This is a genomic window from Hymenobacter glaciei, assembly GCF_039539585.1.
GTDB classification, from domain to species: Bacteria; Bacteroidota; Bacteroidia; order Cytophagales; family Hymenobacteraceae; genus Hymenobacter; species Hymenobacter glaciei.
This window is the reverse complement of the sequence record NZ_BAABDK010000013.1, coordinates 81,654-105,164: the sequence shown is the minus strand read 5'-3', so window position 1 is coordinate 105,164 and position 23,511 is coordinate 81,654. Positions and strand designations below refer to the sequence as shown.

Annotated in this window: 20 protein-coding genes; 10 read left to right on the top strand and 10 right to left on the bottom strand. The window is 61.7% G+C overall.

All coding sequences use genetic code 11. The features are described from left to right. The first annotated feature begins 600 nt into the window (after nucleotides 1-600). Both ABD837_RS08160 and ABD837_RS08155 read left to right on the top strand, forming a co-directional pair. The gene (locus tag ABD837_RS08160) at nucleotides 601-1,641 is read left to right on the top strand and encodes a sensor histidine kinase (RefSeq protein WP_345052692.1); all 1,041 of its coding nucleotides are present in this window, start codon (nucleotides 601-603) and stop codon (nucleotides 1,639-1,641) included. Nucleotides 1,642-1,760: 119 nt separating this feature from the next. Further along, nucleotides 1,761-2,495 (top strand): LytR/AlgR family response regulator transcription factor, encoded by a 735-nt coding sequence (locus ABD837_RS08155; protein WP_345052689.1) that lies wholly within the window; start codon nucleotides 1,761-1,763, stop codon nucleotides 2,493-2,495. A 116-nt stretch (nucleotides 2,496-2,611) separates the two neighbouring features. On the opposite strand, the gene ABD837_RS08150 is transcribed toward ABD837_RS08155, so the two are convergent. The 3 genes from ABD837_RS08150 to ABD837_RS08140 all read right to left on the bottom strand — a co-directional run bounded on the left by ABD837_RS08150 (nucleotide 2,612) and on the right by ABD837_RS08140 (nucleotide 8,115). Then, nucleotides 2,612-3,775 (bottom strand): M50 family metallopeptidase, encoded by a 1,164-nt coding sequence (locus ABD837_RS08150; RefSeq protein ID WP_345052686.1) that lies wholly within the window; start codon nucleotides 3,773-3,775, stop codon nucleotides 2,612-2,614. Nucleotides 3,776-4,105: 330 nt separating this feature from the next. Next, on the bottom strand, nucleotides 4,106-6,610 hold the full coding sequence (locus ABD837_RS08145; RefSeq protein ID WP_345052683.1) for a TonB-dependent receptor: 2,505 nt from the start codon (nucleotides 6,608-6,610) through the stop codon (nucleotides 4,106-4,108). A 251-nt stretch (nucleotides 6,611-6,861) separates the two neighbouring features. Then, nucleotides 6,862-8,115, bottom strand: a complete 1,254-nt coding sequence (locus ABD837_RS08140) for a helix-turn-helix transcriptional regulator (RefSeq protein WP_345052679.1) — start codon at nucleotides 8,113-8,115, stop codon at nucleotides 6,862-6,864. A gap of 152 nt (nucleotides 8,116-8,267) precedes the next feature. Between ABD837_RS08140 and ABD837_RS08135 the strand changes: the two genes are divergently transcribed. From ABD837_RS08135 to ABD837_RS08120, 4 genes are all read left to right on the top strand, one after another. Continuing rightward, nucleotides 8,268-9,065, top strand: a complete 798-nt coding sequence (locus ABD837_RS08135) for a 3'-5' exonuclease (protein WP_345052676.1) — start codon at nucleotides 8,268-8,270, stop codon at nucleotides 9,063-9,065. A gap of 124 nt (nucleotides 9,066-9,189) precedes the next feature. After that, the gene (locus tag ABD837_RS08130; RefSeq protein WP_345052673.1) at nucleotides 9,190-10,257 is read left to right on the top strand and encodes a T9SS type A sorting domain-containing protein; all 1,068 of its coding nucleotides are present in this window, start codon (nucleotides 9,190-9,192) and stop codon (nucleotides 10,255-10,257) included. A 188-nt stretch (nucleotides 10,258-10,445) separates the two neighbouring features. Then, nucleotides 10,446-10,967, top strand: coding sequence for a hypothetical protein (locus ABD837_RS08125; RefSeq protein ID WP_345052670.1), 522 nt, complete (start codon nucleotides 10,446-10,448; stop codon nucleotides 10,965-10,967). Nucleotides 10,968-11,084: 117 nt separating this feature from the next. Beyond that, nucleotides 11,085-12,623, top strand: a complete 1,539-nt coding sequence (locus ABD837_RS08120) for a serine hydrolase (protein ID WP_345052667.1) — start codon at nucleotides 11,085-11,087, stop codon at nucleotides 12,621-12,623. A 273-nt stretch (nucleotides 12,624-12,896) separates the two neighbouring features. Here ABD837_RS08120 and ABD837_RS08115 read toward each other — a convergent pair whose 3' ends face one another. The 3 genes from ABD837_RS08115 to ABD837_RS08105 all read right to left on the bottom strand — a co-directional run bounded on the left by ABD837_RS08115 (nucleotide 12,897) and on the right by ABD837_RS08105 (nucleotide 15,380). Continuing rightward, nucleotides 12,897-13,949, bottom strand: coding sequence for an NAD(P)-dependent alcohol dehydrogenase (locus ABD837_RS08115; RefSeq protein WP_345052664.1), 1,053 nt, complete (start codon nucleotides 13,947-13,949; stop codon nucleotides 12,897-12,899). Between the two features lie 149 nt (nucleotides 13,950-14,098). Then, a complete protein-coding gene (locus ABD837_RS08110) occupies nucleotides 14,099-14,800 on the bottom strand; it encodes a DUF1990 domain-containing protein (RefSeq protein ID WP_345052661.1) in 702 nt (233 codons plus the stop codon). Next, nucleotides 14,793-15,380 (bottom strand): DUF1990 family protein, encoded by a 588-nt coding sequence (locus tag ABD837_RS08105; protein WP_345052658.1) that lies wholly within the window; start codon nucleotides 15,378-15,380, stop codon nucleotides 14,793-14,795. Before ABD837_RS08105 ends, ABD837_RS08110 begins: the two co-directional genes overlap by 8 nt. A gap of 118 nt (nucleotides 15,381-15,498) precedes the next feature. Between ABD837_RS08105 and nfi the strand changes: the two genes are divergently transcribed. Beyond that, nucleotides 15,499-16,188 carry a deoxyribonuclease V gene (gene nfi / locus ABD837_RS08100; RefSeq protein ID WP_345052656.1) on the top strand — a complete coding sequence of 230 codons (690 nt, stop codon included), beginning with the start codon at nucleotides 15,499-15,501 and terminating at the stop codon, nucleotides 16,186-16,188. 11 nt (nucleotides 16,189-16,199) lie between these two features. On the opposite strand, the gene ABD837_RS08095 is transcribed toward nfi, so the two are convergent. Both ABD837_RS08095 and ABD837_RS08090 read right to left on the bottom strand, forming a co-directional pair. Continuing rightward, on the bottom strand, nucleotides 16,200-17,090 hold the full coding sequence (locus tag ABD837_RS08095) for a glutamate--tRNA ligase family protein (protein WP_345052653.1): 891 nt from the start codon (nucleotides 17,088-17,090) through the stop codon (nucleotides 16,200-16,202). A gap of 11 nt (nucleotides 17,091-17,101) precedes the next feature. Continuing rightward, nucleotides 17,102-17,968, bottom strand: coding sequence for a GNAT family N-acetyltransferase (locus ABD837_RS08090; RefSeq protein WP_345052649.1), 867 nt, complete (start codon nucleotides 17,966-17,968; stop codon nucleotides 17,102-17,104). Between the two features lie 179 nt (nucleotides 17,969-18,147). Between ABD837_RS08090 and ABD837_RS08085 the strand changes: the two genes are divergently transcribed. The 3 genes from ABD837_RS08085 to ABD837_RS08075 all read left to right on the top strand — a co-directional run bounded on the left by ABD837_RS08085 (nucleotide 18,148) and on the right by ABD837_RS08075 (nucleotide 21,877). Beyond that, nucleotides 18,148-19,614 (top strand): complex I subunit 4 family protein, encoded by a 1,467-nt coding sequence (locus ABD837_RS08085; RefSeq protein WP_345052647.1) that lies wholly within the window; start codon nucleotides 18,148-18,150, stop codon nucleotides 19,612-19,614. A 120-nt stretch (nucleotides 19,615-19,734) separates the two neighbouring features. Continuing rightward, on the top strand, nucleotides 19,735-21,135 hold the full coding sequence (locus tag ABD837_RS08080) for an NADH-quinone oxidoreductase subunit N (RefSeq protein ID WP_345052644.1): 1,401 nt from the start codon (nucleotides 19,735-19,737) through the stop codon (nucleotides 21,133-21,135). Nucleotides 21,136-21,223: 88 nt separating this feature from the next. After that, on the top strand, nucleotides 21,224-21,877 hold the full coding sequence (locus tag ABD837_RS08075) for a M15 family metallopeptidase (RefSeq protein ID WP_345052641.1): 654 nt from the start codon (nucleotides 21,224-21,226) through the stop codon (nucleotides 21,875-21,877). A 7-nt stretch (nucleotides 21,878-21,884) separates the two neighbouring features. Here the strand turns inward: ABD837_RS08075 and ABD837_RS08070 are convergent, their stop codons facing one another. Both ABD837_RS08070 and ABD837_RS08065 read right to left on the bottom strand, forming a co-directional pair. After that, on the bottom strand, nucleotides 21,885-22,445 hold the full coding sequence (locus ABD837_RS08070) for a Riean_0653 family protein (RefSeq protein WP_345052638.1): 561 nt from the start codon (nucleotides 22,443-22,445) through the stop codon (nucleotides 21,885-21,887). A gap of 132 nt (nucleotides 22,446-22,577) precedes the next feature. Continuing rightward, nucleotides 22,578-23,294, bottom strand: coding sequence for a 3-ketoacyl-ACP reductase (locus ABD837_RS08065; RefSeq protein WP_345052636.1), 717 nt, complete (start codon nucleotides 23,292-23,294; stop codon nucleotides 22,578-22,580). Nucleotides 23,295-23,511 lie beyond the last annotated feature (217 nt).

Sequence of the window (23,511 nt, the reverse complement as noted above, 5' to 3'; positions counted from 1 at the left end):
GAAACCGACCTTTTTCTTTGTTATAAATGGTGCATCGAGAATGGCAGGGGTGCATTACTTAGGAGTCCCCGCTTTTCTATTTGCCCGAGCGTAACTACTTGGCAATTTTGTGCTTATAAAGGCTCACCAGGCAATGTGCCGGCGGCGCAGCATCCCATAGCCTACTGCCAGCACCACTCCAACCCGGCCCAGCGACAGCCACGCTGCCGTAGCCAGGGCACCAGAAATCACGAGCCCGGGCTGCCTGGGAACCATGGCCTGCATGGCAAGCAGCGGCCGAAGGCACCGGGGCCTGGGTACTGTGGTCGAGCACCTGCCCGGTAAGCAGGCCCGCACCCAGAGTGAGGGCTTGTGCCTGCGCCCGAACCGGAATACGTGCTGCCAGGAATATTGCAGCTACTAGAGAATGAGCGGTAAGCCGTTTCATAACGCAGAGTAGGTGATGCGGTTTGATGGCTCAAATGTCCGCCAATGGGTTGTCAGGCCCATTTTCTTTGTGACCATCCGCGACCATGCCGTGACCAAAGCCCGCCCGGCGCGGACGAACACCGTTGGTCATATTTAGTTGAGGGCGGTTGCCGGGGCCTGTAGTTTTGCAGCATGACAGTTTCGCAGATTTTTTTTGGGCGGCGCGCCGTGCGTCACGGCCTGGTGTGGCTGGTGGTGGTGGTGTTCTATGGCCTGAAGGCCTGGCAAGAGCCCATTCCCACTGGCATCATGCATAGCCTGGAGTCGTCCGCTGCATGGATAGCGGTGCTGGCGCTGGTTATTTATGCGCACTTCTGGTTGCTGGCCAACTTGCTGGAGCGTCGGCGCGTGGCGCTCTACCTCCTTGCCACTGCCGGGCTGCTGCTGGCGGGCGGCGCGCTGCATTACTTCCTGAAAGAGCTGGTGACCGCCTCGCCGGTAAAATTCCCAGGGGGACTGTACGGAATAGGCTTTCGGATAGGCTATCTGGCCGGAAAGGCCGCGAGCAACTTGTTGCCCGCCCTGCTGCTGGCCACCACCGCCCGCTACGTGCGCCGTGGCACAGTGAGCCACCTGCAAATGCAGCAACTACGGGCCCTGCAACTCGAAACTGAGCTCAGCCTGCTCAAAGCCCAGGTCAATCAGCACTTCCTGTTCAACACCCTCAACAACCTGTATGGCCTGAGCCTGGCCGCCCCCGACCAGATGCCAGAGGCCCTGCTGCAGCTGGCCGGCCTGATGCGCTACCAGCTCGACAGCTCCCGCCAAAGCACCGTGACCGTGGGCACCGAAGCCGAGTACCTGGCCAACTACATCGGCCTCGAAAAGCTGCGTTTGCGTGAGAACACCAAGGTCGAATTCCTCACCGACCTGCCCCACCCCGACCGGCCCCTAGCTCCGCTGCTGCTGCTGCCGCTGGTCGAGAACTGCTTCAAGCATGCCATCGACCCCAGTGGCAAAAACACCATCCGCATCCAGCTCACCCAAACCGATACCGGCCTGACGCTGCGCACCGGCAACAGCATTCCGGCGCAGTTCCGGCCCGCACCTTCGGGGCTGGGGCTGCCTACCTTGCGGGCCCGGCTGGCGCAGTTTTACCCCGGCAACCGCCACCGTTTGGCGGTGGAAGCCACCGACACATTTTACGCCGCCAACCTGCAACTGGTATTCTAGCCGTTGCTACTGCCTCAGCATGGAACATATTTTGACCCTTTGAGCGAATATGTTTCACCGCTTGAAACATATTCGCTCAAAGGGTCAAAATATGTTCCAACCCAGCTCACCATTTCTTCATGCTGTCTCCCCTACGCTGCCTGTTGGTTGATGACGAGCCGCTGGCCCACACCGTAATGCGCGCCTACCTCGACCGCCTGCCGGGCCTGGCTACCTGGGCTGGCAGTTGCTATGGGTCCGTGGAGGCGCTCACCTTTCTGCGCACCACGCCCGTCGACGTACTGTTTCTGGACGTGGACATGCCCGTGCTCACCGGCCTGGAGCTGCTGCGTGCCCTGCCCCAGCCGCCGGCCGTGGTGCTCTGCACCGCCCACGCCGCCCACGCCCTCGATGCCTTCGACCTGGGCGTGGTCGATTACCTATTGAAACCCATTCGCTTCGAGCGATTCATCAAAACCATCAACCGGTTGCAGGCGGGTAGCCCAGCCGGCGCGACCCCTACTACAGCGCCAGTACCCGAACCGGTGGCCCCATCGGTTCCCGATTCCATTTTCCTGAAAACCGATGCCGGAACCGAGCGGGTGCGTTTTGCCGAGCTGCTATTTGTGGAGGGCTACGGCAACTTCGTGAAGTGCCACCTGGCTTCGGGCCGGGTGCTGCTCACGGCCGAAACCATGAAGCAGATGGAAAGCCAGCTGCCCGCCGGCCAGTTCATGCGCACCCACAAATCCTACCTCGTGAACCTGGCCAGCGTGGAGCGCCTCAGCGGCAACGTGCTCCTGGTGGGCCCGCGCGAAGTGCCCGTAGGCAACACCTACCGCCAGGAAGTACTGCGCCAGCTGCACCTGCGCTGAAATGGCGAGGTTTGCAATGGCGGGGGAATTCCCAGGTTTTTCCGATTGAAAAATAGTGGGCCAACGGCGGAATTACGGCCGGCCCGGATAGCTGCGAATCAGCCCCGGCTGGCTGCCTAAATGGCCCCGGCAACGGCTGGAAGCCCGGCGACTGGCGGCGCGGTGGCCCAGCGCACGGTGTCGGCCAGCCATTCGGCGTAGAAATGGGCGCTGCCCTGGTCCAGGTTGCGGGGCAGCTCACGCAGGGCCTCCTGGGCATGGGCACAGGCCTGGTCGGCGTCGCCTGCCAGGCGGGCCAGGGCGGCTTCGGCGCGGGGGCGCGCATCGGCCGGAATGAGGGACGATGGCCGGGCCTGGGCCAGAAAAGCGCGGGCAGCGGGCAAATCGTGCTGGTAGGCGGCCGCGAAAAACGCCAATTCCAGCCAGCCGCTGCCTTGCAAGCCTGCCGGCGTTCGGGCCAGCCGCTCGCGGTACTCGGCCAGGTGGTGGGCAGCCTGCGCCGTCTGGCCCGCGTCGAGGGCGGCCAGATAGAGGTAGTAATGGACGTAGAGCTTGAAGGGCAGCTCCTCGGGCCGGGCGGCAGCGGCTTCGAGCAACGTCAGGGACAGTTCACGGGGACGCATCCCGTTCACCGTGCACGCCATCGCCGACGTGACGGCGATTTCGAGCTCCCCGGCCGCGCCGCCGCGCCACAGGTTCAGCACCCGGGCTCCGTCGCTGTAGAAGCCGCCCAGATGCAGAGGCACGAGGGTGAGCACCGCCAGCAGGGCCGAGAGACCGCCGCTGGTAACCAAGGCCACCTGCAGCAACCGGCCCATCTCCGCGGCCGGCGCGGGCAGCAACGCGTAGGTGCCCAGCGCCAACCCGGCCCATACCACGCTGCCCAGCGGCCCGCCGGCAGCAAAAGCCATGTACCGGCGGCGCAGGTTGTGTTCGCCGACGGGGGTACTCAGCACCATGCCGCCGGCCGTGTTCAGGCTTTTATTCCACTCAAATCGCAGCCGGTCGTCACGCATCTTCCACGTAAACGGTCCTACTGTCAGCCAGTGAAACCGGAAACCCTGGCGCTGGCCCATCAGGGCGTGGCCCAGCTCGTGCAGCCCCACCGCTACCAGGAAGCCCAGCGGCACCAGCACCAACAGAACACTCGTGGCCAGCCACGAATGGCCAGTGGCGGCGGCCGGGTGGCCGGCATGGCGCAGGTACCGGCCCACCAGTATGCTCCCTACTACCAGCAACAGTTTCAGGGCCAGCAGCGCGTATTTCCGAATATTTTTCATGAGCTAGATAGCGGCGGCGAGGGCTTGGACAATGGAGGGCGCCAGAACGAATGTATCGCCGATTGGGACAATGCATTACCGCCAAATCGCCGCAATATGAGCAGGGATTGGCCCATCATTCCTACCTCATGAACTTGGCCAGCGTGGAGCGTCTCAGCGGCAACGTGCTGCGGGTGGAGCGCGCGAGCTGCCCGTGAGCAGCACCTACCGGCAGCACGTGCTGCGGCACCTGAAGCAGCGTGGACTCTGATGAGTCCGCGCCCTGTCGCGCCGTTTAAGTTGTATATACAACCAGTTGGAACGCGGACTCGCAGAGTCCGCGCTACGGTTCTACTGCCCGCCTTGCTTGCTGCCTCCGCTCTTCACATCGTCGTTCGAGATGGACTTGCGCCGCTTGGTTTGCTGAGCCTGGCCAAAGCGGTAGCCGAAGCTGAGGCGGAAGCTGCGCTGGAAGGCCCGGTAGGTGCTGGTTTCATCGAACGAGGGCGTAACGGTGGTGCTGCGGTAAGCCCAGGAGTTGTTGAAGGGCGCCCCGAAATTGAGGGTCAGGTCGGCCTTTTCCTTGAGGAAGGTTTTTTTGCCGCCCAGCTGGTAGTAGAGGTTGGCCGGACCGGTGCCCTGCAAGCCGGGCTGGGGCAGCGAGCCGAAGGCAAAGGCCTGCACCGTGAAGCCCTTGGGTAGTTTGTAGGACGTGTTGAAGTTCATGCTGGCCGTGAAGCCGCGCCGCTCGATACCCAGCGTGGGGCTGCGGCGCACGATGTACTGCACATCGGGGCCGCCGCTGATGTCCCAGCCCTTGGCCGGCTTGGCCGAGCCGTAGAAATTGACCTGGTAGAACGCATTGGCCGCCACGTTGGCGAAGGTCTGCACCGTGACGCCAGGCGTGCCGGCAGGCAGGCGCACCCCCTCGATGGCATTGCCCGTGCGCCGCGCCGAGGCCGCAATATTGAGCGAGCCGGCCTTGCCGTTGGTATTGAAGCTCAGCTCGTAAGAGTCCGTCAGTTCGGGGTCGAGGGCGGGGTTGCCGTAGGAAATGTTCTGCGGGTCGCTGCGGTTCACGAAGGGGTTGAGGTAGTCGATGTAGGGCCGGGTAATGCGGCGGCTGTAGGCCAGGCGCACGCTGTTGTTGTCGCTGAACGAGTACTGCGCGTTGCCGTTGGGCAGCGGCGTGATGTAGCTGCGCGGCGGGATGTCGCTGCCAGTGGTCTGGAAATCGGCCTGGAGCGACGTGCGTTCCACGCGGCCGCCCAGACTGAGGCTCAGCTTTTTGCTGGCCACAAACGAGTACGTGGCGTACGCCGCCTGCACGTTCTGGTCGTAGCTGAAGTTGGTGGCGCGGTCGGGCAGGTTCACGAAATCCAGGTTCTGGCCCAGGGTGAGGCCCGCCACGTCGGCTACCGAGCCGGTGCGCCGCCAGATGGCCTTGAGGCCGGTTTCGAGGGTTTGCTTCTCGCCAAAAGGCTGCGTGAAATCGGTTTGGAGCGTGTATTCGTGGCCGGGCGTGCGGCCCTGGCTGCGCTCGCGGTAGCTGGCCTGCCCGGGCTCCCGGGTCACGTAGGAGTTTTGGAACTGGTTGTAGTCGTAGCCAAACGTGCTGCTGTTGTTGGCGTACTGGCCCAGAATGCTCCACTCGCGCTTGGCCTGGGTAAAGGTCTTGGTGTACGTGCCCGTAAGCTCGCCGTTCACGCCGCTGAAGTTGTTGACGGTACCCCGGCTGAACAGCTGGCCCGGCTGCGCAGGAGTTGTGTAGGTACTGAACAGGTTGCTGGTATCATCGCCGAAATAGCCGTTCACCGAGCCGGCCAACGACAGGCTCTGGTGCTCGCTCAGGTCGTAGTCCAGGCCCAGCGTGCCGTAGTACCAGTTGCCGTTGCTTTTGCCGGTGCTGTTCTGGGTCAGGGCCGAGCCATCCTGCTTGCCGTAGCGTGCCCGCTCAAACTCGTTGAAGTTGTTCCAGGTGCCGGTGTTGGCCGAGGAGGTGAACCCGAACTTGCCCTTTTTGAAGTTGAGCGCGGTGCTCAGGCTGGTGTTGCGGTTGCCGCCCGAAGCGCCCACGCGGCCGTTCAGCCCGCGGTCGACACCTTTTTTCAGCACGATATTGATGATGCCGGCCGTGCCTTCGCCGTCGTACTTAGCCGGCGGGGTGGTAATGATTTCGACACTCTTAATCTGGTCGGCGGGGATGCTTTTGAGGGCTTCGGCCAGGTTGCTGGCCAGCGTGGGTGAAGGCTTGTTGTTCACCAGCACCTTAAAGTTGCCGGAGCCGCGCATGGTCACCTTGCCGTCGCCGTCCACGGCCAGCAGGGGGGCTTTGCGCAGTACGTCGGCGGCCGTACCGCCGGTGTTGGTCACGTCCTGGTCGGCGTTGTATATCATGCGGTCGGGGCGCATTTCCACCACCGGCTTCGTACCAATTACCACGGCCTCGGCCAGCGCCGTGCCGGCCACCGGCAGCTGAAACGCGGGAATAGCAGTAGCCCCGGTGGTCACGGTTACGGCCCGGGTTTGGGTGCCGTAGCCCACGTAGCTCACCCGCAGCCGGTAGAGGCCGGGGTTAAGCTTGGTGAGGGAAAACCGGCCGGACTCGTCGGCGGCCACACCTGTAATGGGCTTGTCGGGGGGTGTTGCGGAAAAGAGCGGAGGCAGCACCACCACCGTGGCGTAGGGCACGGGCTCGCGCTTCAGCGAATCGAGCACAGTACCGGTGAGCGAGCCGGTGGCAGCAGGGACCGGAGTAGCAGCAGCAGCCGGCGTCTGGGCGGCAGCGGGGCGGGCCAGCACCAGCAGGACAGCCGCCAGCAACGCGCCCAGCGGACGGAGGGTAGCAAATTTCATCAGCAGAAAAAAGGAAAGGGAATTGAAGGGACAGATGGAAGCAGGCGCGACTAGGTTGCCTGCCTGGGCGGCAATAGTTTCGGATTGCACCTTCATTATCTGAGCCGCAGGCCAAACGTTACAGAAGCCCGTGTTATTTCTTCGTGATGGCAGCATTCTCATGGCCGGATTGGAATAGGGTAAAGACTGCGTCAAAGGTCCTCCCCTGCCCCACGCGCAGCGCCCCAAACCATTATCTGGTGCGTCCCAACTTATGCTTTGGGACGCATTACCTCACTAGGAGCCTGGCCCAGCAACTTTTTGAACACGCGGTTAAACGTTGATTTTGAGTTAAATCCACTCTCCAGCGCCACGCCCACCAGCGAGTAATGGGCAAACCGCGCATCGGCCAGCTTGCGGCGGGCCTCCTGCACCCGGTAGGTGTTCACGAAGTCGTTGAAGTTCTGCCCGCAGCCCGCGTTAATGACCTTGGACAGCAGCGCCGGGTGGGTGCGCAGCCGATGCGCCAGCTCGGTGAGGGTGAGCTCGGGATCCAGCCAGGGCTGCTCGTCGGCCATCAGGCGCAGCAGCTTCTCGCGCCAGGGGTGCAGCTCGGGTGGTAAGGCCACGGCTGTTTCCGGCAGGACTTCGACGGGCGCGGCGGCTGGTTCCGCCGCGTCCGGCACGGCCGCCGGCTGTAGCTCCCCGGCGGGGCCGGTAGGCGCGTCGGGCTCGAAGCGCAAGGGGCTGGACGCGGCGGCATAATTGGCCTGCAGCCCCACTACGATGAGGCCGTAAATAAGCAGTCCGCGCAAGGCGAAATAATTCCAGGACGCAGCATAATCAAAGGTGAAGGCCGCATCCATTACCGTGAACAGCAGGCTCAGCCCCAGGCTCAGGGCCTGGATGAGCAGCAGCTGGCGCAACCCCGCGAAGCGCAGCCGCTCGGGGTCGGAGAAATTGTCGTCGAGGTAGCGACGGTAGCGGCGGTAGTCGCTTAGCACCCGCCAGCCATAGGCCGGCAACAGCACGTAGACCAGGTAGGCCACCGGCCGGTCAAGCGCGTCGAGCAATTCGGCCGCGGAACCCTTGGTGCCGAAGTGCGCCGGCAGCGGTTGGCCGCGCACCCCGTGCCACCACAGCAGGTCGTAAGCCGCCGCCGCCACAAACAGGCTGATGATGAGCAGACCCGGCAGAAAGTGCCACCACGCGCGGGGCAACAGCCGGAACTCCTGGTTGGTGAGGCTGCGGAAGTACAGATAGTAGGCCGGCCCGAGCAGCACGTTCAACTGCCAGGGCACGTAAAACATGAAGATGGAGTAGCCATCGTGGCTGTCGTACCAACCGGCATAGCCCAGCATCCACTGCGCAATGGTCAGCGTAGGCAACCCAATCAGCAGGGCCAGCAGTGTGTCGGGCGTGGTGCTGCGCCGCACCGCCCGCCCCAGCAGCCACAGCGTGGCCAACGCCCCCGGCACCACAAAAGGCAATAGCAGCGAGCTGCGCGGACCAAATTGAAACAACATGGTGGCGAAAATACAGCACTGGCTTCCGAGCGGCGGGGATTTGGCTTAGCTTTGGGAAAGCCCGGCACGTTCGGGATACGGCCAACCTGTGACCATACGCGCGGTTTATTGGTGGTTCTACCAGCTGTTCCAATTGCTCTTTCGCCTCTATCATGCAGCACCTGCACCGCACTCCGCTCGACCAGCTCTTCGTCATCGACATCGAAACCGTGCCCTGCGTAGACTGCCACGACAGCCTCGACGACATGCTGCGCCAACTCTGGGAGCACAAGAGCGAGAGCCTGCGCCGCCAGCAGGGCTACACCGGCCGCCCCCAGGCCGCCGAGCCCTTCCCCGAACACCTCTCAGCCGCCAGCCTGTTCGAGCAAGCGGGCATCTACGCCGAGTTTGGCAAGGTGGTGTGCGTGTCGGTGGGTTATTTTGTGGTCGACAAGCAGGAGGAAATTGTCCGCTTCCGCGTGAAAAGCTACGCCGACCACGACGAGAAGCAGCTGCTGCGCGACTTCGCCGGGCTGCTGGCCAATAAGCCCAACTTCCTGCTCTGCGCCCACAACGGCAAGGAGTTCGACTTCCCCTACCTCGGCCGCCGCCTGCTCATCAACGGCCTGCCCCTACCGCCGCAGCTCGACCTGGCCGGCAAAAAGCCCTGGGAAGTGCCCCACCACGACACCATGGAGCTCTGGAAATTCGGCGACCGCAAGTCCTACACCTCCCTCAACCTGCTGGCTGCGCTCTTCGGCATTCCCACGCCCAAAGACGACATTACCGGGGCCGACGTGGCGCGGGTGTACTGGGAGGACAACGACCTGCCCCGCATTGCGCACTACTGCCAGAAGGACATCATCACCACGGCCCGCATCCTGCAGAAGTTTCGGGGCGAAGAGCCGGTGCGCGACGAACACATTGTGTACGCCGACGCTACGCCCGTGCCCATGCGGCGGGCGGTATAGGCCGCAGCACCAGCAGCCATTGAATAACGGCAGCGCTGATTTCTAAAGTAAACAGCTACATAACCCGGCTTCATTTTAACGCCGGCTTCCTCGTGTTTATTCACTTCCCCTACTTCCGTTGCGCATGAAGCTTTTTACCCTTTCCACATTGGCCACCACGTTGCTGGCTTATTCGGCCCACGCCCAGGGCAGCCTGAACACCGGCCTGCTCGGCCGCTTTCCCTTCGACAACGCCACCACCGATGCCACCGGCAACATGGGCGTGAACAGCGCCACCAACATTGCCTACGGCCCCGATGCCGGCAACCGCGCCAGTGCCGCCCTGCGCCTCACCAGCACCGGCGAAGTCTGGATTGTACCGAATGGCCTGCTCGACTTCGGCATCACCGGCGACTACAGCTTCAGCATTGGCTTCAAAACAATCTCGTCGGCCACGCAGGCGTTTTTCACCAACCAGGGCAGCAGCGCCACCGCTGGCAACACCAACGCGCAGGGCTGGTTTCTGGGCTTCGACAACAGCCGGGTGGGCAAAGTATATTTCGGCCTCGGCGGCAACGCGGCCCAGGGCAACGGCATTGGCCTTTCCACCACCAACACCTACAACGACAACGCCTGGCACACCGCCGCCGTGGTGGTGAGCCGCAGCAGCAACCGCATTCAGGTATTTGTGGATGGCGTGGCCCAGGCCCTCGTCAACAACTCGCCCAACCCCAATTTTGGCAGCGTTTCGGGCACCGTTTTTAGCATTGGCGCGCAGGGCACGGCCATTTCCAACGCCAGCCCGGGCACGAGCGCCAGCACCACCGGTGTGCAAACCGTCATCAGCCGCTTTGGCCTAGGCTTCAACGGCTCGCTTGATGAGGGCCGCTTCTACAACCGGGCCCTCACCAGCACCGAGGTCGCGAGCCTGAACAGCCAGGTACTGGCTACTCTGGCCGAGCGCCGGGGCGAAACCCAACTGCAGCTTTTCCCGAACCCTGCCCCGGCCGGTGCCCCGTTCACGCTGCGCGTGGCCGCGCCGGTGGTGGCCGCCAGCATCAGCGTGCTCGATGCACTGGGCCGCCCCGTGCCGGCTACCATCACGCCCGCCGGCCCCACCGGATTTGCGGTGGCGGGCCTTGCCCCGGGGCTGTATTCGTTGCGCGTGTCGCTGCCCACCGGGCCGGCCATGCGCCGCGTGGTGGTGCAGTAACACCACCACGCAGTATCTCATCAGATTGCGGGCGCTGAAGCTTTGCGTCGTGGTTGATTGGCATGGTCCGCTTCGGCGCAAAAAGCCCGCGCCGAACCTACTTGCGCGAGCCAACGCAACCCTAGCTCCCATGCGACGGGTCATGTGAGGAGTACTCGTTTTTACACCTTTCCTCAACCCATATTAACATGTTTTTTTCCTTACCACTGCGCCGCCTTGTGGGGGTGCTGGCAGCAGCCGTAGCCCTGCCGGCTTGCGACTGCCCGGCCAACATGAGCCCACCGCCCGTATTCACGCTGGCTTTCAGCACCGATACAATGGCCAGTACTGGTGTTGGGTTCCGCAAGGCGGAGGTGCGCTCGGCCTACATCGTGCGATACCGTGACGCCGATTTCCAGTCCATGGACGACACGCTACGCCAGCCAACTGCTGCAACGGCAAATTCCAAAAATCCGGAATTCGGTATTTACTATCGGCCAGGGTACCCGCCGCAGTTTGCCTTGCCCGATTTTGAGCGACAGAACACATTTGCCCGCAGCTTCCGGCTGGTAGTGCCGGCCGCTAACCGCACTTACGACATTAACAACGTTGTGCTGAAGGAAGAGCCCGGCGAAAGCCGTTGCTCCGGCTACCGCATCACCCGCCGCGAAGCCACTATAAACGGCCAGCTTCGCGATGGACTGAAGACCTCGCCCATCCTCACCAAATAATCGGGTTCCTGGCAGCGGGTTTCGTAAGTCGTCGCCCCGAGCCTGCTTAGCTTTGAGCCGGCTGCACCACCTCAGGGTGATGCAGCCGGCTCTTTTTTGACCTTTTCTGACTCCTTAATGCGTCCTCTGTTTTTTCTGGCTGCGCTGGCTTCGGTCGCTGCTTTCGTCACTCCCGCTTATGCCCAAACGGCCAGTTCTGGCAATGCCTTCGTGCGCGACAGCCTAGCCAGCTACGTGCAGCGCGGCCTCAAGCTCTGGAACATTCCCGGCCTCGCCGTAACGGTAGTGAAGGACGGGCAAGTCGTGGTTTCGCAGGGTTTTGGGGTGAAGGCCATGGGCAAGTCCGAGCCCGTGGATGGCAATACGTTGTTCCTCATCGCCTCCAATTCGAAGCTCTTTACTGGCACCGCCATTTCGCAGCTGGTGGAGGAAAAAAAGCTCAAGCTCGACGACCCGGTGCGCCAGTACCTGCCCGATTTCCGGCTCTACGACTCGGTCAGCACGCGGCTGGTTACCATCCGCGACGTGCTGGGGCACCGCATGGGCACCAAAACTTTCCAGGGCGACTTCACCTTCTGGGATTCCAACCTGAGCCGGGCCGAAATCTTGCAAAAAGTGCGCTACCTGAAGCCCACGGGCCTGTTCCGGCAGAGCTACGGCTACAGCAACTACGGTTTCCTGGCGGCTGGCGAAATCATTCCGATAGCTACTGGCGGCACTACCTGGCAGGATTTCGTGCAGCAGCGTCTGCTCACGCCGCTGGGTATGGCCAACACCTACCCCGTCACGGCCGGGGCCAGCCAGCGGGCCAACATCGCGCTGCCCTACACCACGGCGTTTGGCCCGCTCACGCGGGTGCCGTTCGATGAAGTCGACAACTTCGGGCCGGCCGCCAGCCTGGTTTCCAGCGTGAATGACCTGGGCCACTGGCTGCGCTTCCAGCTCGATAGCGGCAAATACAACGGCCAGCGCATTATGCCCTGGGCCACCCTGCGCCGCACCCGCGAGGGCAACACGCTGGTGAGCGCAAGCCGGTCGCCCATTTTCCCCAGCCACTTCCGCACCTACGGCCTGGGCGTGTACTCCGCCGACTACAACGCCCGCCAGATTTTCTGGCACACGGGCGGGGCCAACGGCTTCGTGACCAACGTGTGCTTTGTGCCCGAAGTGAACCTGGGCCTCGCCGTGCTCACCAATCAAGACAACCAGAGCTTCTTCGAGGCCCTGCGCTACCAGCTGCTCGATGCCTACCTGGGCGTGCCCTACGTGGACCGCAGCCGCCAGCTCTACGGGTTCGCCAAAAACGGCAACGCCGAAACCGCCAAAAATGTGGCCGACCTCGCCGCCCGCGTGGCCAAGAAAAACAAGCCCGCCCGCAGCCTGAAAGACTACGCCGGCACCTACCAGCACCCCGTCTACGGCACCCTCACAGTCGAGCCCAAGGGCAAGCAGCTGCTCGTGCGCTTCTCGCACCACCCCACCCTCACCACCACGCTGGAATATATGGACGGCGACACTTTTCGCAGCAGTTTTTCCAATGCCGCTTACGGCATTTTCCCGGCCGCTTTCACCATCGAAAACGGGCAAGTGAAAACGCTGGAAATTCGCGTGAATGATGGGTTGGAGCAGGACCCGTACGTGTTCAGCAAGCAGTAGTGCTTGTTCGCGCAGCAGCACGCGCAAGCTCCGGTCCGACCGCCCTAGGCGGTCCGACCGGTCGTCGGTAGCACGTTCTGGCATGTTCTAGCACGTTCTGCTTATACAACGATAACCGGTCGGACCGCCTAGGGCGGTCGGACCGGAGCTTGCGCCATCGGACGATTGCGGCGGCATCGCTACTTACAAGAGCAACAAAAAGAGGCTTCCGCAGCAGCAGAAGCCTCTTTTTTATTTTGCTGCCCGAACGATGTCGGGACGCATACCGTCAGGCTAGTTGTTCAGCGTGGCCAAATCAATCACGAAGCGGTACTTCACGTCGCCCTTCAGCATGCGCTCGTACGACTCGTTGATGTCCTTGATATCAATCAGCTCGATGTCGGACATGATGTTGTGCTCGGCACAGAAGTCGAGCATTTCCTGCGTTTCGGCAATGCCGCCGATGAGTGAGCCGGCAATGCGGCGGCGCTTGCCAATGAGGTTAAAGGCGTGCACTTGCGGAGCTTCGGGCGGCACACCCAGCAGAATCATGGTGCCGTCGCGGCGCAACAGGTTCAGGTACGAAGCCAGGTCGAGCGGAGCCGACACGGTGTTGATGATGAAGTCGAAATAGCTGCGCACTTCTTTCAGCTGCGCCTCGTCTTTGGTTACCACAAACTTGTGGGCACCAAGTTCCTTAGCATCGGCTTCCTTGTTGGGCGAGGTGCTGAGCACGGTTACTTCGGCGCCCATGGCGGCGGCGAGTTTCACAGCCATGTGGCCGAGGCCGCCGAGGCCCATTACACCCACGCGGTGGCCGGGGCCCACCTTCCACTGGCGCAGGGGCGAGTAGGTGGTGATGCCGGCACACAGCAACGGGGCCACGCGGGCCAGGTCGAGCTTTTCGGATACTTTGAGGGTGTACTTCTCATCCACCACAATCTGGCTGGAGTAGCCGCCGTAAGTGGGGCGGCCGGTTTCCTTTTCGGTGCCGCCGTAGGTGCCCACCATGCCGGTGGTTTCGCAGTACTGCTCCAGGCCCTCCTGGCAGCTGGGACAGGTGCGGCACGAGTCGACCATGCAACCCACGCCGGCCAGGTCGCCCACTTTGAAATTCTTGACGTGGTCGCCCACTTTGGTGATGCGACCCACGATTTCGTGGCCGGGCACCATCGGGAAAATGCCCGCGCCCCACTCGTCGCGCACCTGGTGCAGGTCGGAGTGGCACACGCCACAAAACTGAATATCAATCAGCACGTCGTGCGGGCCGACTTCGCGGCGCTCAAAATCAAAAGGAGCGAGAGACACGCTGGGGGCCGGGGCGGCGTAAGCTTTCGTTGGAAGCATTATAAAAGGGTTGAGTTTTGAAGGTTGAGGGTTGAATCAGCACGTCATGCAGAGCGCAGCAAAGCATCTCGCGTGCCGCCACTAATCCTATCGATTGGATTGCTTGTGGCGGGCAAGATGCTTCGCTGCGCTCTGCATGACGCTCAATCCTAACCGGCCGGCACCGCCAAAGGTTGCGGCGGCAAGGGCTTCCCGGCCAGCTGGACCGCCACCAATTTCCGCATCCGGCGCTGCGACTCGCGGGCGAACTTGCGCTGGAGCATCCGGCCAAACAACTTGAACCCCAGCCAATAAAACGGATTGCGAATCTGGCCAAGCTGCGAAACGGCGTGGATGCGAAACTGCACCGCACCCGTCGTCAGGTTTTTGTGAATGGTGAAGTCAATCTGGCCTTTTTCGAAGTGGCCTTCGAGGGTGCGGTAGCCGTAGCCCCACACGCGCTCGGGCCCGTCGGGCGTGGTCCGCGAGGCTTCGTCGGTCACCTCACTCACCCGCACGCCGAAGTAAAAATTGAACACCAGAAAACGCGCCCGCAGTAGCATGATGCGCTTTTCGAGGGGAACTTTGGGGTCGAAGTAGCCGGTGATGAGGTCGGGCGGCGGGAAGGCATAGCGGCGCAGCACGTCCTGGGCGGCAGCAAACGAGCCGGCGGCTTCGGGCGGGCCGGGGGCTTCGGCGGGCAGGTCGGTAGCGTAGTCGTCTAGGCGCCAGCCGGTGGCGCTGGTGTACTCGTTCTGGCGTGCGAAGTCGTAGTTGACTTTGGCATCGGTATAAGTCTCGATGCGGGCGCGGTACTGCTCCCAGACAGGTGGCTTAGCCGAAGTGGGAACAGCGGCAACTTGGCTAGTCATGGCGGGTGTGTTCAACATGGCCGGACTCATCGTGCCGGAAGGTTTCGACTACCACATTGCCCAGGGCCTGGCCGCCGCTGGCCGCCGCCACGCGCTGGCAGAAGGCTGTCCAGGTGGCTTCCTGTAGCAGCTTGCCCCCGCCGGTGGTGTCGTAGGCAAAGGCCACCAGCCCGTCGCGCGAGCGGGCCGAGGAGCGGATTTCAAACCGCAGCACCTCGGGCGCCTGGTCGCGGTAGTGCGCCTCGAAGCGGATACGGCCGGCCTCGGGGTGGCCTTCGAGGGTGATGAACTCGAACGAAGTAGCGCTGATTTCGGTCACGCGCACAGAGCCGTTCCAGGGGCCGAGGATGGTGATGTGGAACTCGTCGCCCAACTTAATTGGCCCGTCGTCGCCGTCTTTTTTCTTGAAATTGGCCAGCGCATCGGGCGAGAAGCGGGGCACGTCGGCCTGTACCTCAGCCATGAGCTGGGCTGGTGACTTGCGGGGCCGCGCCACATCAATAAAATAACGGCGCTCGAGTAGCGGGCCGGAGCCGGTAGCCGCGGGTTGTTCGGAGGGTTCGGAAGCAGAATCAGACATGGCCGTTGAAGAAACGTATGGCCCTAATACGCCCCTCACCGCCACAAGATACTACGGTCGAGCTAATACAGGGCTTTTTGAGTTTATCAGCTACAATCCAGCACCTACCAATCCCACAATGGCTTACTACCGCCCGCCCGGCCCCCCACCCGACCCCGCCCTCGTCAAAAGCCTCACCGAGCAGCAGCAGGAAATGCGCCAGCGCGTGCGCCACGAGCCACTGGCTGCCGAACCCCGTCTGATTGCCGGCTGCGATTCGTCGTTCCCTACGCCCGACACCATCCTCTCAGTGTTTGTGGTGCTGAAATTTCCCTCGCTGGAATTGGTGGAGAAAGTCTACAACTACGGGCCGGTAGACATGCCTTACGTGCCCGGCTTCCTGTCGTTCCGCGAAGCGCCCAACGTAATTCACGCCTTCGCCAAGCTCGAAAACAAGCCCGACATCATTATGGTCGACGGGCACGGCATTGCGCACCCGCGCCGCATGGGCATTGCCGCGCACCTCGGCGTGCTGCTCGATATGCCCACCTTCGGCGTGGCCAAGCAGAAGCTGACCGGCACTTTCCAGGAGCCCGGCATCGAGCGCGGCAACATCGAACCCCTTATCGATGCCAAATCCGGCGAGCTTATCGGTGAAGTCATCCGCAGCAAGGACAAAGTGCTGCCGCTGTTCGTGAGCCCCGGCCACCGCTGCGACCAGGCCACCGCTACGCGCCTCACGCTGGCCTGCCTGCGCGGCTACAAGCTGCCAGAACCGACCCGGCTGGCCGACCATTGGGCCGAGCAGTTCAAGAAGGAAGTGCGATAGGGCCCGTGTTTCTAAGCATTGAAGTGCAGATAATTCCAATCATCCGGTAGCCAGAACATTAGTTCTTCCAAAGAACCAGAATTACCGGGCGGTAGTCCCCACAAATCAGTAATGGCTTCGAAAACCATTTCTGGCCCTTCGCGACCACTCAATACGCCCGCGTCAACCGGCAACTGCTGCGACTTAGAGAGCTTCTGGCCTGCGGCATTCGTCATCAGTGGATGATGGTAGAATTGAATGCGCGATGCGTTGAACGCCGCCGTTTCCGAAAGCTGGCTGGCCAGCCACAACTGTGCGGCCGTGCTGGGCTGCAAGTCGAGTCCACGCACAATTAAATTGGTACCAAGGCGCAGGTCATCGACCACCGAAGCCACTTGGTAGGCCGCGACGGCATCCTTCTTACGAATCACAAAATCTGGCATGAGCGCGCCGAGCGGCACGAGGGTTTCACCTTGCCAGTAGTCGGTGAAGCTGATTTTAGTGCCCGCCAGTACATGCGCCCGCCACGGCGCGCCGGGCGTTTCGAGCGGGACGGGTGCGTCGGGACCACCGGTGCGGGTACGCTGACTGGCCTGCACCAGGCCGGGCTGCTGAGCCAGCCTGCGCAGCGTGCGGTTGTATTCGGGCAGATGCAGCAGTTGCGAGTGGTGGCGCAGGAAGTCGTCGGGACCCGTAGGGCCGTGGTCGTAGTCGATGCCGAGCCAGTCGATGACGCGAAAGATGTTGGCGAGGTAGGCCGGGCGCAGGCGGGCACGGTCCAGGTCGTCGATTCGCAGGTGCAGCATGCCGCCGGCGCGCCGCGTGAGCAGCCAGGTGAGCACGAAGTTCACGGCATTGCCGAGGTGCAGGTAGCCGCTGGGCGTGGGCGCGAGGCGCGAAACGACGGCCGGATTTTCAGGCATAAGCGCAGGCATCAGGTCAGCAACAGCTGCATTTGCACGTCGGCCCGGGCGTAAGGCGAGGGGTTGGGCTCAGCCAAATCCTGAAAACCAAGCTTGCGGTACAGTGCCAACGCTGGTGCAAGCTTTGAGTTGCTTTCCAGATACAGGCGGGCACCGCCCAGGTCCCGAACCCGCTGCACCGCCGCCTGGCCCAACAGATAGCCAATCTGCTGGCCTTGCGCGGCCGGCGACACCGCCATTTTAGCCAGCTCGTAGCTGCGGCCGTCGCCCATCCTGATAAGTGCGCAAGTGCCCACCACCTGGCCGTCCAGTTCGGCAAATAAAATGCTTCCGCCCGGCTCCAGTATGTATTCTTCTGGGTGCTCGAGAGCCTTCAGGTCGGCCGGCTCCAGCCTGAAGTAGCGCGAAATCCATTCCTCATTTAGCTGCCGGAAAATGGGCTGGTCGCCGGAGCGAAAATCACGCACCGTCACCGCTAAGGCTTCGTGCGGCGCCCACCTTGCTTGCTGCAGCACCACGCGGTAGCCGTCGGGGTCTTCAAACGTGCGGCCGTGCGCATCCCAATAGGGGTTGTAGGAGGGCACCGGCGCGAAACCGGCCGTTTCCATCCGTTGCACGGCGGCGCGCCACTCTTCCGCATCGGGCAGGTAGAAGACGAGGAGGTTGTCGGGAGTGGGAGCGCGGCCCACGATGTGGCCGGGCTGATGCGTAAATTCCAGATGATACGGGGCCTGCGGGTGGGCCAGCACGAGGCCGTCGAAGCCGTTGTGAGCCGTGAAGGCGGCTAGTTGCCGCAGGCCTAGACCGTCGCAGTAAAAACGCCGCAGGGCGGGCAGATTATCGGTGGGCCGGGCCACGCGCAGAATGGGGGCTGCCATAGAAGCGAATGAGATGAGCGCCAAAGTTCGTCGCCAACAGGCCTAAGCGCATCAGCCGCAAAGTGGCCCGCTAGCAGAAGTTGTACAGAAACGGTGGTGCCTTCCTAGTCCGTGCGTAAGTTTGCGGTCAATTTGCGCACGGGTTCCCCCATGTCGCAACGCGCCCAATCCGCCTGCTGATGCTGACTGCTGTACTGCTTTTTCTCCCTTTGGCCGCTGCCCTGCTGCTGCTGTTCGTTAAGGGAGCCGCCGCCCGCGCCCTCGCTTTTGGGGCTTCACTCCTCGAATTCGCCCTCGCGGCTTATGCGGCCTTCGCTTTCAAAACCCACGGCTCGGAAGCTTTCAACCTGAACTACAACTGGATTCCGTCGGCTGGCATCAACTTTCACATTGGGCTCGATGGCCTGAGTTTGCTGCTGGTGCTGCTCACCACTTTCCTGGTGCCGCTGATTTTGCTCAGCGCCTTCAAACGCGACTACGACAACCCGTCCACGTTCTACGCCCTCATCCTGTTCATGCAAACGGGCCTGCTCGGCGTGTTCACCTCGCTCGATGCCTTCCTGTTCTACTTCTTCTGGGAAGTGGCCCTGATTCCGATTTACTTCCTGGCCGGCGCCTGGGGCGGCGAGCGCCGCGTGGCCGTCACCCTCAAGTTTTTCCTCTACACCGTGGTCGGCTCGCTGCTGATGCTGGCCGGCTTCGTGTACCTCTACCTGCAAACTGGCCCGGCTGCCGGTTCGCTGGCCCAGCACTCTTCGGAGCTGTCGGCCTTCTATAACCTGAAGCTCAGTTCCTCGGAGCAGTCGTGGCTGTTCTGGTTGATTTTCGCCGCCTTCGCCGTGAAGATGCCCATCTTCCCCTTCCATACCTGGCAGCCCGACACCTACACCGAAGCCCCGGCTCCCGCCACCATGCTGCTCTCGGGCATCATGCTGAAAATGGGCATCTACGGCACCATGCGCTGGCTGCTGCCGGTGGTACCGCTCGGCGTGAGCCAGTGGCAAAAGCCGGTTATCATCCTCTCCGTCATCGGCATTATCTACGGCGCCATCATCGCCATTCGCCAGCGCGACGTGAAGCGCCTCATTGCCTATTCCTCGCTTAGCCACGTGGGTCTGATGGCGGCCGGCGTGTTCTCGCTCACTCAAATCGGTATGCAAGGCGCCGTTATCCAAATGCTGGCCCACGGCGTGAACGTGGTGGGCATGTTCCTGGTGGCCGATGCCATCGAGCGCCGCACCGGCACCCGCTACATTCCCGACCTCGGCGGCCTCACCCGTCGCACGCCGCTGCTTTCCGTCTGCTTTCTCATCATGCTGCTGAGCACGGTGGCGCTGCCCCTCACCGGCGGTTTCGTGGGCGAGTTTCTGCTGCTCGAAGGCGTGTTCCAGTACAACGCCTGGGTGGGCGCGGTAGCGGGCCTCACCATCATCTTCTCGGCCGTGTACCTGCTGCGCATGTTCCAGCGCGTGATGCTCGGCCCCGATTCGTCGTTCTCCGAAACCATCACCGACCTCACCGGCGGCGAGCTGCTGATTTTCGTGCCGCTCATCGCCCTGGTTTTCTGGATTGGCTTGTTCCCCAACACCTTCCTGCACATTTCGGAGCCGGCTGTCACGAACATTTTGGGGCTGGTTGGCCGGTAACCCCACCCCAACCCCTCCCCGATGGGGAGGGGCTTTTGATTTACTTAACCAAGAGCCCCAGCATATCGCCTGGCACCCCCTCCCTACTGGGGAGGGGGCCGGGGGGTGGGGTTACCCGATATGACCTCCATCATTCTCCTCTCCGTCTTCGGCATCCTCAACCTGTTCCTGGGCTTTCTGCGCTCGAACAAGGTGCTGCTGCCCGGCGCCATGCTGCTGCTGCTGGCCGTGTTCGGGGCCAACTACGCCGACTGGAACGTCGTGCACGCGCCCTACTTCAACCACATGCTGGTGGTGGATAACTACACGGTCGCTTTCACCGGTATCGTGCTACTCACCACCATTCTGCTGCTGCCCTTCTCGCGCAGCTACGTAACCTCGGGCGAGCCCAACCTGGCCGAATACTACGCGCTACTGCTCTTCTCGCTGGTCGGGGCCATCATGATGATTGCCTACGACCACCTGATAATGCTTTTCTTGGGCATCGAAATCCTGAGCATCTGCATGTATGTGCTGGCCGGCAGCAACAAGCGCGACTCCCGCTCCAACGAAGCGGCCCTCAAGTATTTCCTGATGGGCGCGTTTGCCACCGGCATCCTGCTTTTCGGCATCGCGCTACTCTACGGTGCTACCGGCACGTTCGCCCTCTCGCAATTGGCCACCGCCGTAGCTGCGCCCGCCAACGCTAGCCTGCAGCCCATGCTCTACATCGGAATTCTGATGATGATTATCGGCATTGGCTTTAAGGTATCGGCCGCGCCGTTCCACTTCTGGACGCCCGACGTGTACGAAGGCACTCCTACCTTCTTCACCGCCTTCATGAGCACGGTGGTTAAAACCGCTGGCTTTGCAGCCTTCCTCAAGCTGCTGGCCGTGGCCCTGCCCGCCGCCCAAGGCTTTTGGATGCCCACCATTCAGGCCATGTGCGCCCTCACGCTGCTGCTTGGCAACGTGGGTGCGGCTGCCCAAACCAACACCAAGCGCATGCTGGCCTACTCCAGCGTGAGCCACGCCGGCTACCTGCTCATTGGCTTGGTAGCCAGCAAGGGCGTGTTGCAGGGCGAGGCCGCCAGCGCCATCTTCTTCTACTCGCTGGCCTACTCCATCGCCACAGTAGCTGCATTCGGGGTCCTGAAACTGGTGACCGACCACCGCCAGGATGATTCTTACGCCGGCCTCAACGGCCTGGGTAAAACCAACCCGCTGCTGGCTTTTGTGATGACGGTGGCCATGCTCTCGCTGGCCGGCATTCCGCTCACTGGTGGCTTCATGGGCAAGCTCTTCCTGCTGATTGCGGCCGTGAACCAGGGCAACATTGGCCTCGTAGTGTTCGCGGTTATCATGACCATGGTGGGCCTCTACTACTACCTGCGCCCCCTCATCGCCATGTACCTGCGCCCAGCCGATGACAATGCTACGGCTGTGCCAGTTGATGGCATCCAGAATGCGACATTGGTAGTGTTGGCGCTCCTCACGCTTCTGCTGGGCATTGTGCCCGGCTTTCTGAGCGGGATTTTGTAGCATTTGCTTTCGATTCCGAAAACAGAAAAAGCAGCTTGATGAGCTGCTTTTTCTGTTTATTAACGTCTCCTTTGTCTTCACCTATCCCATGATAAAACTTCTATTGCGGCAGTTGTGGCTAGTTGCGCTACTCAGCATCGTCAGCAGCTGCGCGGCCCGGCCACCGCACGAAGCCGGTCCCTTCCGCCCTGGCGAACTGGTAGAACTGACCAAGCTCGACCCCAGCATTCGGCTGGATATCCGCTACGCAACCACCCAAAACTTCATGGGCCGGGTGCTCTATCCGCAGGCGCGGGCGTTTTTGCAGCGCCCCGCCGCCGAAGCCCTGGCGCAGGTCCAGGCCGAACTAAAACCGCTAGGCTACGGCCTGCTGGTGTTCGACGGCTACCGCCCCTGGCGCATCACCAAGCAGATGTGGGACCACACGCCGGCCGACAAAAAGGAATTCGTGGCCGACCCGCGCAAGGGCTCCCGCCACAACCGCGGCTGCGCCGTCGACCTGAGTTTGTGCGACCTCGTCACCGGCCGCGAAATCGAGATGACCGGGTCTTACGATGAGATGAGCCCCCGCTCCTACGCAGTCTTCGGGGGTGGCACCACCGCCCAACGCGAGGCCCGCGACCTGCTGCGCGCCCACATGGAAGCCCACGGCTTCACGGTGCTGCCGGCCGAATGGTGGCATTTTGATTTTCAGGATTGGAAGTCCTACCCGATTCAGAACGTGCCATTCGAGGAGTTGTAGGGTAGTTTTATTGATACTTGATATCAAACCGCCCGTCGGTAATACGGACCTGTTTGGTCGAGTCAACTCTTTGCGCTACTGCGCCCTCGAAGGTGCCCGCAATAATGTGCTTAACTGTGTCAAGTTTAGTAATGGTGACATTTGTCTTTGTGCCATTCGGCGAATAGCCGTAGTACAGCTTATCTGATTCCCCGCTAAAAATCAGTATCCTTTCTGCCCGGCGTGTGGCACCCGATGCCACGTTAGCGTTGGCCCGATACGTTCCGGTGTTTACTAAACTGTCTAAAAACAGATAGAACCTCTCGTACCGGTTGCGGTCAATTAGTCCCGCATTTAAGGTGAACCTGCCATGTGGAACATAAGAACTACTCAGGTTATCGCTTTCAGCGGCGGTGTAGGGTAGCCAGCCATAGTTGCGCCATACGCGGCCATCGAGTACAAATCCGAAAGTATTGGCACCGGTTTGAGTAGCTGGCGGCAGCGTAAACGTCGGCGCTACTTCTCTCTCGCATTTCCTCATGCCCAGCAGAGGCAATACTAGCAGCAATGCAAAGCGGCATATTTTCATGGCAAATCAGTTGACGGTTCATTTGATTGATGAATATACCCGCGCTTATACTCCATTGAAAAAACGCAAAAGGAAAGCGCCCCCGTAACTCACGTCACAGGGGCGCTTTGGCTACCTATTATAATCACTCCATTACGGATTAGTCGACCACATACCTGCCTCTTTAATGAAAATGCGACGGTTCAGCTTCAACTGCGACACCATGAATTCGGCCAGGTCCTCAGGCTGCATCACCTTGTCGGGGTTGCCATCGGTGAGCTTATTTTCGAGGGCCAGCGGCGTGGCCACCGTGCTCGGCGTGAGGGCCGACACGCGGATGTTGTGCTTACGCACTTCCTGCATCAGCGCCTCGGTAAGGCCCATAATGGCAAATTTGGAGGCGCTGTAGGCGCTGCTGCCGGCAGCGGCCCGCAGGCCCGAGGTAGAGGAAATATTGATGATGTCGCCGGTCTGGCGCGCAATCATCACCGGCAGCACGGCGCGGGTTACGTAGTAGGTGCCCATCAGGTTCACCTGAATGATATGCTCCCACTGCTCGGGTTCCATCTCCAGAAATTTGGCGAAGCTGCCGATGCCGGCGTTGTTAATGAGGATATCAATCGGGCCCAGCTCATCGTGAATTTTGGCCACGGCGGTGTTCACGGCGGCGCGGTCGGCCACGTCGGCCACTACGGTAGCTACCGTGCCGCCGGCGGCTTTAATTTCGGTGGCGAGGGTTTGCAGGTCGCTATCGGTGCGGGCCAACAGGCCGACATGCACGCCTTCGGCAGCCAGTGCCAAAGCCACCGCGCGGCCAATGCCTTTGCCCGCGCCCGTTACGAGCGCGACTTTTCCTTGAAGGGATTCCATGTGTTTATGCGATTGGTTGGGGAGGTGCTACAACCCGGCCAAGCGGCGAATTGTTGGCACTTTTAAGGAAAACAACGTCATGCCGAGCGTAGCCGAGGCATCTCGCGTGCCGCCACTAATCAATGACACCTTCGCGATTGAATTAGCTGATGCTGGCGCGCCTGCTTAACAGCAGTTGATTACTAACCCAAGCGAGATGCCTCGGCTGCGCTCGGCA